Raw genomic sequence first — 12518 nt, forward strand, 5'->3', positions numbered from 1 at the left:
TGATACTTTGGACATGAACAAACTTTAGGAGGGTACAATGAAACAAATTAATCTTACGAACTGGAAATTTAGAGCCTGCGGTGCTGAGGAATGGCTTGCGGCTACCGTGCCGGGAAGCGTCCACACGGATCTGTTGAAGAACGAAATGATTCCGCAGCCCTTCTATGGAAAGAATGAGCATGAATTACAGTGGATCGATAAGCAGGACTGGGAATATAGCACGGTAATCCATCTGGAGGAAGAGTGGCAGAATCTAGCTTCCACGGAGCTGATTTTTGAAGGACTTGATACGTATGCCGACGTTTATATTAATGATGTACATATCCTTTCGGCGGACAATATGTTCCGGGCATGGAAAGTCAACGTTAAAGAGTGGCTACAGACTGGTGATAACCACATCAGAGTGGAATTCCGCTCGGTAGTGAAGGAAGATCTGCCAAAGCTGGCTCAGCTGGGTTATGCCCTGCCTGCTCCGAATGATCAATCCGAGCTCGGAGGACTTGAGGAACAGCGGATTAGTGTCTTTGCCCGTAAAGCTCCTTATCATTACGGCTGGGACTGGGGCCCCAGATTCCTGACCAGCGGAATTTGGCGTCAAGCGGTTCTCGAAGGCCGCAATGCTGCGGTGATAACCGATGTCTATATTCGCCAGAACAAGATCGGTAAGGAAGAAGCAAGACTGACAGCAGTTATTGAGGTAGAGGCTCCGATAGTTTGGCAAGGATTGCTTCGCATAACTGCCGATGGCCAGGACTGGATGCAAGCGGTTTCTCTGAAAGTAGGCATGCAAACATTAAATATAGACCTCGTTATAGACGATCCGCGTCTTTGGTGGTGCCGTGGCCTTGGAGAGCCTAATCTATATACGTTCCAGGCTGAGCTGGTTCAGGACGGGACAGTCGTGGCAAGTGCGAGTGCGCAAACCGGTCTGCGAGAAATTAAGCTGCTCCGGGAAAAAGACAAGCGGGGCACCTCATTCGCTTTTGCATTAAACGGTGTACCCGTCTTCGCCAAAGGCGCCAATCATATTCCGAACGATAGCTTTATCACAGAAATGACAGAGGAACGTTATCGGCACGAGATTGCGACTGCGGCCGAATCCAATATGAACATGCTGCGAGTGTGGGGCGGCGGAATTTATGAGGAAGAAGTCTTTTACCGGCTCTGTGATGAATATGGCTTGTTGGTCTGGCAGGATTTCATGTTCGCCTGCAGCATGTACCCGGGAGATGAGCATTTCCTGGAAAGTGTGCGGGAGGAAGCAGAATATAATGTGAAAAGACTACGTAATCATCCCTCCATAGCCCTATGGTGCGGCAATAACGAGATTGATTCTGCTTGGTCACACTATGAGGATAATAAAGGCTGGGGCTGGAAGGAAGGTTACACTACGGAAATACGTGAGGTGTTATGGGCGAGCTATCAGGAGATTTTCCACCGTATTTTGCCGGAAGCTGTTGCGTCATTTCATCCCGGTATGGATTATTGGCCTTCCTCACCCCTGCGCAATCTTACTGGAGATGAGCATCAACATGCGACACAGGTTGCGGACGATGGCGATATTCATTATTGGGGCGTGTGGCACGCGAAGGAGCCTTTTGAGAACTATAATGTCAAGGTCGGCCGCTTCATGAGCGAATATGGATTTCAGTCCTTTCCAGAGCTGAAGTCCGTGCTGAGCTATGCGCAGGAAGAGGATATGGAGCTTACGTCTGATGTGATGATGGCCCACCAGAAGAATGGAAGCGGCAATCTGCTCATTAAAGAATATATGGATATGTATTTGCCGCAGCCTAAGGACTTCAGAGCTTTCCTGTACATGAGCCAAATTCTGCAGGCCGAGGCTATGCGGATCGCAATCGAAAGTCATAGAAGAAATAAGCCCTATTGCATGGGTACTTTGTATTGGCAAATGAACGACTGCTGGCCGGTAGCCTCCTGGGCAGGTATGGATTATTACGGACGCTGGAAGGCCTTGCAATATACGGTTCGCAAAAGTTATAAGGATGTCCTATTATCCGTCATTGAAGAGGATGGAGAGCGGCTGGATGTTCATGCCGTATCTGATTTGCAAAGTGTTCTACACAGTGAGCTTGTTATTGCGTTATATCATGTGGATGGTTCATTGCTACGGGAATGGTTCTCGCAAGTAAACTTGGTGGCAGATTCTGCAGCCATGATCTTCTCCGCTCCGCTCCATGAGCTTATGGATGGACATGAGCCGGGCCAAGTCCTGTTATCCCTTCGTTTGCTGGCTGACGGTAAGATATTGGACAGCAAGGAGCACTATTTTGTACCGGCTAAAGAGATTTCTTTAATCCGGCCTGTGATTACAATAGTTGAGACTCCAGAGAGTGGCGAATTTAGCTTCACGGTTACAAGCGATGTGCTCGCCAGAGGAGTGTATTTAACGGCAGAAGAGGAAGGAATCTTCTCGGATAATTTCTTTGATCTGCTTCCGGGGCAGTCCAAGACTATAAGCTTCTCGCTGCGCGGGACGGATGGAAGAGACTGGGTTCCAGCGGTGCCGAAGGGGTTAGAGGTCCAATCCATGGCTGACTTTGTAGATGAGAGCTTATTATAAATCCTAGGGAGAGAAGGAATTGGCATGGGAATCTTGGTTCAGGAAGACAAGGGGCTCTTTCATTTGCAGAGCAAAGGAATGAGTTATATTATCCAGCTTGTGAATGGCTATCCAGTGCATGTGTACTGGGGCAAAAAGCTGCGGAAGGACAGCAACCTTGACGGTTTGCTTAATCACGGCGGGAATACTGGACTGGATCGGCTGCCGCAGGAATATCCGCAGTATGGCTCAGGTGACTTTCGTAATCCCGCTTATCAGGTGCGGCTGCAGGATGGAACAAGGGTAACCGAACTGAGTTATAACGGGTATCGGCTTACAGGAGGCAAGCCTGCGCTGGCCGGGCTGCCCTCTATCTATGTAGAGTCTGAGCAGGAAGCGCAGACGCTGGAGCTTATCCTCAAGGATGATTACGCCAAGTTGAGTGTTATTCTGCGATACACCATATATGAGGATAGCGATGTTGTCGCCCGTTCGGTCCAACTGCTGAATGAAGGGGATACAGCGCTGCAACTGCAGCGTGCTCTTAGCGCCTGTGTTGATTTCCCGGCGGGCGAGATGGATATGGTCTATCTGGCAGGGGCTTGGGCGAGAGAAGGAAATCTTACCCGCAGAAGGCTGATGCAGGGTGGGACAACGATCGAGAGCCGCAGAGGGATGAGCGGCCACCAGATGAATCCATTCGTTGCCCTAGCGAAGCTTGGAACGGATGAGAATCAAGGAGAGGTGTTTGGCTTCAGCCTTGTCTACAGCGGCAGCTTTGAAGCAGAGGCAGAAGTGGATTCCTTTGGGACGACAAGATTCACGATCGGACTAAGCTCATTTGATTTCTCCTGGCTGCTGGAGTCTGGCGAGAGCTTCCAGACCCCCGAAGTGGTCATGGTCTATTCAGCTGAAGGCATCGGAGAGATGTCGAGAACCTATCACCGTCTGTACCGGACCCGTCTGTGCCGGGGACTCTACAGAGATAAAGAGCGTCCGATTCTGGTCAATAACTGGGAAGCGACCTATTTTAACTTTGATACGGACAAACTGGAGTCAATCGCCGCCGAAGGGTCGAAGCTCGGCATTGAACTGTTCGTGCTGGATGACGGCTGGTTTGGCAAAAGAGATGCCGACAACTCATCCCTCGGCGACTGGGTAGAGGATCTGCGTAAGCTGCCCGGCGGTCTTGCCGATCTGGCGCAGCGGGTGAACGGTCACGGCCTGCAGTTCGGCCTCTGGGTCGAGCCGGAAATGATCTCGCCGGACAGCGATCTATACCGCCAGCATCCCGATTGGTGCCTGCATGTACCGGGCCGCCGCCGTAGTGAGGCGCGTTGGCAGTTGGTGCTGGACTATACCAGAGAGGATGTGCGGCAGTATATTTATGAGTCGCTTAGCCGCGTATTCTCCACCGTTCCAGTGGCCTATGTGAAATGGGATATGAACCGTTGTCTGACAGAAATCGGTTCGGCCCAAATTACTCCTGAACGTCAGGGTGAGACGGCACATCGTTATGTACTGGGTTTGTATGAACTGTTAGAGCGGCTGACTTCGAAGTTCCCGCATATTCTGTTCGAAAGCTGCTGTAGCGGAGGTGGACGCTTTGATCCAGGCATGTTGTATTATATGCCGCAAACCTGGACGAGCGATGACACCGATGCTGTGGAACGACTGAAAATCCAGTACGGCACGAGTCTGGTATATCCAATCAGCGCAATGGGCGCGCATGTGTCCGCTGTGCCGAATCATCAGGTTGGCCGGATTACGCCGCTGTCCTTCCGTGGAGATGTGGCCATGTCTGGTAACTTTGGTTACGAACTCGATCTAACCAAGTTCACGGCGGAGGAGAAGGAGCTTGTCAAGGATCAGGTAGCGAATTATAAAAAAATTCGCAGACTGGTTCAGCAGGGCAACCTATACCGGCTGCAAAGCCCGTTCGAGGGCAACCAAACGGCCTGGATGTTCGTATCCGACGACCAGCGCGAAGCACTCGTGTATTACTTCCGGGTGATGGCGGTGCCGAACCCGCCGCGCCGCAACCTGCAGTTGAACGGCTTGAACCCTGAGTTAGACTATACGCTGGAGGATAGCGGAGAAGTGTACGGGGGAGACCGGCTGATGCAGGTGGGACTGTCGCTGCCGGATGTGCAGCAGGATTATGTTAGTGGCTGTTATAGATTGAAGGCACAGGATATTCAATAAACAAACGAGAGAATAAGGCAGGCCATGCGAGTAGTTCTTGGCCTGCCTTATTTGTGTGCAGGCTAAGTGGACCTCAAAGCCGGACCCTTTGCATTGACTTGCGTAGGCCTCGCCCCTATGATGATTTATAATATAGAATATATAACGCATAGAGGGGCGAGACCAAATGGCTTTGGAGATTGAACGCAAGTTTCTGCTGCCGGAATATCCGCAGCAGCTTATTCAAGAAGGTCAACTGAAGATTCTTACCCGGCACAGCATTGATCAGACTTATCTGGCGATCGACGGGGGCCAGGAGCTGCGAGTGCGCAAGATTACCGACCTTGACTCGGGCGAAGTAACCTACACGCATACGTTTAAAGATGGTAAAGGGATCAGCCGCGAGGAAATTGAATATTTTATCTCAGAGGGTTTATATAATCAGATGATCGAGGCGGTTAAGATGATCCCACTGGTCAAAGAGCGTACTACAGGCGTATGGAATGGCACAACTATTGAGATCGATGTGTACACACAACTGAAGCTATCGGTGCTAGAGGTAGAATTCGATTCGCTTGAGGAAGCGGAAAGCTTTGACGCCCCGGAATGGTTCGGCAAGGATGTCAGCGTAGAACGGCAGTACAGCAACAAAACGGTCTGGAAAGAGCTCCAGAATAAATAGTATCAACTGAACGGAACATCGGTATTTTTCGCACAAAAGATGACACAGAATAAGCGGACTTTAACGCGTAAACGTGTTACTATATAGGACAAGATGAAACGGTTTCGCCGTCCTTTATTATAGACGGCACCCGTTTCTTCGAGAAATATAAGGATAAATTATTGCGTGAAGCCTATAAATTCTTATATTTTAAATAAAGAGGGGTTACAGGAGGATGAGCATGAAGTATATAAGCACAAGAGGCAATGTGGAAGCTAAAGGCTTTATCGATACAGTCTTGATGGGATTGGCTGATGACGGCGGATTGATGGTTCCCTCCGAGATTCCGGTGATTTCAGCAGCAACACTGGAAGAGTGGAGAAGCCTTAGCTACCAGGATCTGTTCCTGAAGATTTTTGCCTATTACACGAATGATGAGATTCCTTACGAGGATTTACAAGAAATGGCCTACACCAGCTATGCTAATTTTCGCGCGCCGGAAGTAACGCCTATGCATCAGGTGAGCGATTCCTTATATGTACTGGAGCTGTTCCACGGACCAACGTTTGCCTTCAAGGATGTGGCACTGCAATTTATGGGTGAGCTGTATTCATATATCTCCAAGAAGCAGAACGAGATCATCCATATCCTTGGTGCAACCTCGGGAGATACGGGAGCGGCAGCCATTCAGGGCGTGCGCGGCAAGGAAGGCATTAAGATCTGTATTCTCCATCCGCATGGCAAGGTAAGCAAGGTGCAGGAGCTGCAGATGACAACGGTTGATGATAGCAATGTGCTGAATCTGTCGGTGGAAGGTAACTTTGACGATTGCCAGAAGGTAATCAAAGATCTGTTCGGAGATCTGGACTTCAAGAGTCGGTATCACCTGCGTGCGATCAACTCGATTAACTTTGTGCGCATTCTGGCGCAGAGTGTTTACTATTTCTATGCCTATTTGCAAATCGAAGACAGTGCGGAGAAGAAGATCAACTTCAGCGTGCCGTCCGGTAACTTTGGTAATATTTTCTCAGGATACTTGGCGAAGAGAATGGGGTTGCCCATTAACAAGTTAATCATCGCGACGAATGAAAATAACATTCTGGAGCGTTTTGTGAATACCGGCGAATATAAGCCAGGCGGTTTTACCAGCACCTACAGCCCTTCAATGGATATTCAGGTAGCAAGCAATTTTGAGCGTTATCTGTATTACCTGATCGGCGAGGATGCTGAGAAGCTGTCTGCTTATATGTCCAAGCTGCAGAGTGAAGGCAAAATTATGATTGAAGGCGAGGACCTTCAACAGGTCCAACAGGATTTCGTGGCTCTCGGTGTGAAGAATGACCAGTGCCTGAATACAATCAGCAAGTACCAGCAGGAACATGGTTACCTGCTCGATCCGCATACGGCCTGCGGCATTGCCGCTTATGAGGCTTTTAATGGCCTGGATGAGATCGGCATCACCTTTGCAACCGCACATCCGGCTAAATTTGATGAAGCGATCCAATTAATTGATATCAAGCAGGAGTTTCCAGCGCAGATCGAAGCTCTGTTCGCGATGTCTCAGCATCAGACTGTAGTGGAGCATGATAAGGATGAAATCGTCCGCCAGCTGCAAGCCTTTTATGGCTAAAATCGTCCTCGGATAACATAGTTCATAAATACGTTTGTGAAAGTTAACGGACTCGGGTCCTCTATTAGAGAGGAACGGGTCCGTTTTTTGCTATGCTAACTCGCTGCAAAGAAAATGCACTAAAAATGTATATTTACGTGTGGCCAGTGGCCAATCTGGAAATCCGGAAGAACGGAACGACGCTGATTCTTCAGACCTATTAAGCTGTACAGTAGGCCAGCCCTTGTTTGTAGACGGCGGATCGTAAATCATTTGAATCTAGAGCTTGGGAATGGGCAAGCTGCATTTATGCAGGTGCTTTTTTTCACATACTTGAGTTGCAAAGTTTGTCGGAAATTAATGGTTAATAAGTAGACATCACTACCCCGGGAGTGAGAAAATAGCATTTAGAGTCATTAAGAACAAAAAAGGGCGGAGATCATTTATGACAATTCGATTCGGGGTTATTGGTACCAACTGGATTACAGATCGCTTCGTTCAGGCTGGTTTAGATCATGAAGAGTTTATTCTTACAGCCGTGTATTCCCGCACGATGGAGAAGGGTCAGGCTTTTGCCGCTAAATATGCGGGAGCAACGATATATACAAGCTTGGAAGAGCTGGTCGGCAGCGAAGAAGTAGACGCGGTATATATTGCCAGTCCTAACTCCATGCATGCGGAGCAGGCTATTATGTGCTTGACCCATGGCAAGCATGTCATCTGCGAGAAGCCAGCCTCCTCCAACAGCACGGAACTGCAGGCGATGATTGAAGCGGCCCGTAAGCATGATGTACTGTTGATGGAAGCATTGAAGTCAACGTTCATGCCGAATTTTGGCGTGATCAGAGATAATCTATACAAACTCGGACAGGTACGACGTTATGTAGCTAGTTATTGTCAATACTCGTCGAGGTATGATGCTTTCCGGCAGGGGACGGTGCTGAACGCCTTTAATCCTGTTTATTCCAACGGTTCCTTGATGGATCTTGGAATTTATTGCCTATATCCGATGGTAGCACTGTTCGGCAAGCCGGAATCCGTACAAGCCGTGGGCATGATGCTCTCCTCGGGAGTAGATGGGGAAGGAAGTATTGTCATGCAGTACCCGGATATGGACGCTGTTGTGATGCATTCCAAGATTGCCGATTCGTATCTGCCCGCTGAGATTCAAGGGGAGAACGGCACGATGGTCATCGACAAGATCAATCAACCCTATCAGGTGAGAATTCTTTACCGTGACGGAACTGTTGAAGAGTTGACGGTACCTCAAGTGTATGAGTCCATGTATTACGAGATTGAAGAATTTATCCATTTATTGAAGAACGGCGAACGGGAAAGCAGTGTTAACAGTCATGCCAACTCTTTGGCGGTAGCAGAGGTTATGGAAGAAGCCAGAGCACAAATCGGGCTTCGGTATACCTCGGATCTATAACACGAATGGGGAGCAGAACTTGAAGACTTTTAAAAAGGTATACATCGAGATCACAAGCGTCTGTAACCTGGCCTGCAGCTTTTGTCCGCAAACCGCTCGGGAGAAGAGCTTCATGAAGCTTGAGGTCTTCAACACGATACTCGATGAAATCAAGCCGCATAGCGATCATATCTATCTGCATGTTAAGGGAGAGCCTCTTCTGCATCCCAAGCTTGGGGAGCTGCTGGATGCGGCTCATGCCAAAGGGTTCAAGGTTAATATTACAACTAACGGCACATTGATTCATAAAGCAGGACCCAAAATTCTGAGCAAGCCAGCTTTGCGGCAGATGAATTTCTCGCTGCATAGCTTTGATGGGCATGAAGGCTCCGAGAATCGCGAAGGGTATTTGGCGGAGATTATTTCTTTTGTCCGAGAAGCTTCGGCCCAAGGAGTCATTATCTCCTTTCGGCTCTGGAATTTGACGGAGGATAATCAGAGTAATGTGGAGCGAAGCCGTAACCGGGAGACGCTCGCCATGTTGGAAGAATCCTTCAATCTGGATTTCCATATTGATGAGAAGGTCTTGCCGGGCAGCGGCGTCAAAATCGCACCACGCGTGTATCTGAATCAGGATCACGAGTTCAAGTGGCCGAGTCTTACTGAGCCTGAGGATGACGGCAAAGGTTTCTGCCATGCGCTGCGCAGCCAGGCAGCAGTGCTGGTCGACGGCACGGTAGTGCCCTGTTGTCTAGACGGCGAAGGAGTAATTAACCTCGGTAATCTCCTCCAGACCCCCTTCTCCGAGATCGTGGAGGGTGAACGGGCGAACAATCTGTTCTACGGATTCTCCCGCCGGGAAGCCGTTGAAGAGCTATGCCGCAAGTGTGGATATAGACAGCGATTCGGGACATAAGGTTCATTACCAGAATATATGGTTAAAGAAGCAGCAAGCTTTCATTAGGGAAGTTTGCTTTTTGCCGTGGTCTTTATTGTTACCCGGATAGTTGGTGAAGTTAAAATTAGGAGGCACACATGCTGAAATCACTGGAAGATATTGAAGCTTATCGTCAAGGAAAGCAGGAGCATCTGGAAGATAACGTCTGGCTGAAATACATCGTTCAGGCTGAGGAACAGATTGTGAATCTGGAGCGTGTAGAATCACTGCATGAGCTGGACTATAAGAATCCTGTGCTGGATTATGTGGAGCGGAGTCTCCGGCTGCTGGAGGGCTTGCCGCTGTCTTTTTGGATAAAGGAACTAGTTGAGGAGACCTTGATCTGGTCAGAAACGGCCAAGGGAGGCACTTTACCCCAGCGATTGAGTTGGCAAGCAGAAGGGATTAATTATTTTGTACATAATATAGGTTCGGCACAGTTGTACTTGCGGCATGTGGGGAGTGCGGCCACGGCTATAGATTCGGTATCCGAACGGGTAACTATAGTGCATCAGCTTATTGAGACGCATGGGTTAATCGGGCAGCAGATTCGTGGGGAGGTTCCGCCGACGGTCAATGATCCTTTGTCCGCTCTGGTAAAGGAAGGAGTATTAGCTTCTGAAGAGTTGGAGCGCCTGCTTACAGCCCTGAATCATTGTATTATCGGAGCGGTTTCACCGGAGCTGTGGCAGGAGGTGCAAAGTGAGGTGACAACCCTGATTGCTGTAATTGCTTCTGGGGATGCCTATGCACCTTTGCTGATGATGGAACGCCTGCAAAGAATGCGTACGGGACCGATCTCCAAGGGTGAGGATTTCCGTACCGAATGGAGCAAGCTTGCCGGGGATGGCTTTCATGCTGAACGGCTGGATTCTCTACAGCATGTTACCTTCTGGTATGTGGAATCGGCGCTGCAGACCTTCTCACTGGAGCAATTCCTGAAGGTGATGACCTTGGCTGCTGGCAGCGCGGAGGTGGCTAGCTTAAAGCATGTCAGCTTTGAGCATGTGATGAAGGGAATCTATTATGATTACAAAGGCGCTAAGAAGATCAACGTATATAAGAAACGAATCATTGAAAAATACTTGTCTGAGCTGGAATGGGCAGATATCGAACGGGGAAATACATCTTCTGGCAGTCCGCACTTGAGTCACCAACTGCATCGGAGGACTAATCTGCCAGACACGGTATTCTTTGATTTCCAGTTCTCTCCGGCAGCCGAGAAGCTGATCGAATTCTGTATAGAAGCTGAGAAGTCGGCACTTTACGAACGGGCTGTCCTGCTGCTGTTTGATCTGTTCGAGCTGCGCCGTGATGCCTTCGACCGGTTTCATAATGAGGATAGCTATTTGAGCCAGATGAATGACACTGCCGACTATAAAGCTGTGATTCTCGAATATGTCACTGGCCGCAAGGTGCTGGATATCGGTCCAGGCGGCGGGATATTGTTGGATTTGATCGAGGAGCGTATGCCGGGTGTTACTCCGGTTGGCATTGATATTTCCAGCAATGTAGTGGAAGCCTTGAAGAGACGCAAGCAGCTTGAAGGACGCCAATGGGAGGTGCTGCAGGGCGACGCGCTGAACCTGAAGGACTTCGTGGAGGCAGGTTCTGTAGACACGGTTATTTTTTCATCCATTCTCCATGAGCTGTATTCGTATGTACCTCTGGATGGTGTGAAGTTCAATCATGATACAGTATCTGCTGCGCTACGCAGTGCCTTTAATGTGCTGTCAGAAGGCGGAGTGATCATCATCCGGGACGGTATTATGAGTGAACCGGAGACGCAAATGCGGCGAGTGAGATTTCTGGAGAAGGATGGGCTGGTATGGCTAGAACGTTATGCCAAGGATTTTGCCGGACGCCAGATTCAGTATCAGCGAATGGATGGCCAAGAAGTGCTGATGCCTGTAAATGATGTTATGGAGTTTCTCTACACCTATACCTGGGGCGAAGAGGCTTATATCCACGAGGTGCAGGAGCAGTTCGGATACTTCACTCCTACGCGATATGCTGCGTTCATTGAGCAGACGCTTGGTGATCAGGCCAAGATTGAGGTATTCCGTCACTATTTGCAGGCGGGCTATACCGAGGCGCTGCAGGATCGGGTAAAGGTCATGGACGAGAGCGGCCAAGAGGTGGCGTTGCCAGACAGTACCTGTTTTATTGTGATTCGTAAGAATGGTCGGCTATAGGGCCTTCCTGAACTCGGAGGGCGAGCAATTCATTGCCTTGCGGAACACTTTAATGAAATAACTTACGTTATCAAATCCGACCTCGAGTGCGATGTCGGATATTTTGCGTTCCGTCTGCTGCAGCAAATCAGCCGCCTGGCGAATCCGGTAAGAGTTGATGTAATCGACGGGTGTCTTGCGGGTCATTGTTTTGAAGAAGCGGCAGAACTGCCCCTCGCTCATGGGAATAAGCTCTGACAAATCACGGGTACGGATGGGCTCCTGGTAATTGTCCTGAATATAAAGAATGACCTTCTTAAGACGGTTAATCTTAGTGGTATCGGCTTCATCGGATTGGCTGTGATTCACGGAACGGCCCTCAATAGCAATCTGCGAGAGCATAATGAGCAAAGTTCCTTTCATAAAGGCCTCGAATCCGGGCATGGTATTAGCATATGCCTCCATCATGCGTTCCAGATGACATAGTAGCTCCTGCTGCCAAGGAATGGCGGTTGTAATATGCCGGGGGAAGCTCTGGCGTTTCTCCTGAAGTGGCAAAATGTTATTCTGCTGGATCGTGTCAAACTGGGCACTGGCTAGTAGATCGGGGTGAAACACCAGCGCAAAGAAACGGCAGGGAGTTTGTTCCAGGACATATGCGGCATGAATATCACCGGATTCGATAAAGACGGCTTCACCAGCCCGCAGGGGAAAATAGTCGGTATCTACCTGAAATAGGATTTCCCCTTCTAGCAGCATAAAGAACTCCGCTTCCTCGTGCCAATGCGTGTCCAGTACATGCGCACCCGCTGGAAGTTCCACCCAGTATGCGGCCAGCGGGAACATGGTTTCACCATGTACCCGGTCTTCTTTTAACAAATGCTGTGATGTGCGGTCCATCATAGCCCTCCTTTTGGCGATAACATCAAAATAGTGTTATAAATAAGCTATATTATAGTAGTTATGTGTTTTTGTTATC

8 protein-coding genes are annotated in these 12518 nt (G+C 49.2%); 7 read left to right on the forward strand and 1 reads right to left on the reverse strand.

Annotated features, from left to right (window positions below):
• Positions 1 to 37 precede the first annotated feature (37 nt).
• From GJB61_RS00230 to GJB61_RS00260, 7 genes are all read left to right on the forward strand, one after another.
• On the forward strand, positions 38 to 2584 hold the full coding sequence (locus GJB61_RS00230; protein ID WP_154116004.1) for a beta-mannosidase: 2547 nt from the start codon (positions 38 to 40) through the stop codon (positions 2582 to 2584).
• A 24-nt stretch (positions 2585 to 2608) separates the two neighbouring features.
• Positions 2609 to 4768 carry an alpha-galactosidase gene (locus GJB61_RS00235; RefSeq protein WP_154116005.1) on the forward strand — a complete coding sequence of 720 codons (2160 nt, stop codon included), beginning with the start codon at positions 2609 to 2611 and terminating at the stop codon, positions 4766 to 4768.
• A 166-nt stretch (positions 4769 to 4934) separates the two neighbouring features.
• Positions 4935 to 5429, forward strand: a complete 495-nt coding sequence (locus GJB61_RS00240) for a CYTH domain-containing protein (RefSeq protein ID WP_154116008.1) — start codon at positions 4935 to 4937, stop codon at positions 5427 to 5429.
• A 220-nt stretch (positions 5430 to 5649) separates the two neighbouring features.
• Positions 5650 to 7038, forward strand: a complete 1389-nt coding sequence (thrC, locus tag GJB61_RS00245; protein ID WP_154116011.1) for a threonine synthase — start codon at positions 5650 to 5652, stop codon at positions 7036 to 7038.
• 424 nt (positions 7039 to 7462) lie between these two features.
• Positions 7463 to 8449 (forward strand): Gfo/Idh/MocA family protein, encoded by a 987-nt coding sequence (locus tag GJB61_RS00250; protein WP_154116012.1) that lies wholly within the window; start codon positions 7463 to 7465, stop codon positions 8447 to 8449.
• 19 nt (positions 8450 to 8468) lie between these two features.
• The gene (locus tag GJB61_RS00255; RefSeq protein WP_154116015.1) at positions 8469 to 9344 is read left to right on the forward strand and encodes a radical SAM/SPASM domain-containing protein; all 876 of its coding nucleotides are present in this window, start codon (positions 8469 to 8471) and stop codon (positions 9342 to 9344) included.
• Between the two features lie 119 nt (positions 9345 to 9463).
• On the forward strand, positions 9464 to 11560 hold the full coding sequence (locus tag GJB61_RS00260; RefSeq protein WP_154116016.1) for a class I SAM-dependent methyltransferase: 2097 nt from the start codon (positions 9464 to 9466) through the stop codon (positions 11558 to 11560).
• Here the strand turns inward: GJB61_RS00260 and GJB61_RS00265 are convergent.
• Positions 11555 to 12439, reverse strand: a complete 885-nt coding sequence (locus GJB61_RS00265; protein WP_154117249.1) for an AraC family transcriptional regulator — start codon at positions 12437 to 12439, stop codon at positions 11555 to 11557. The genes GJB61_RS00260 and GJB61_RS00265 overlap by 6 nt on opposite strands.
• Positions 12440 to 12518: the final 79 nt, after the last annotated feature.

It is taken from the genome of Paenibacillus monticola (assembly GCF_009664975.1).
Lineage (GTDB): Bacteria > Bacillota > Bacilli > Paenibacillales > Paenibacillaceae > Paenibacillus_AQ > Paenibacillus_AQ monticola.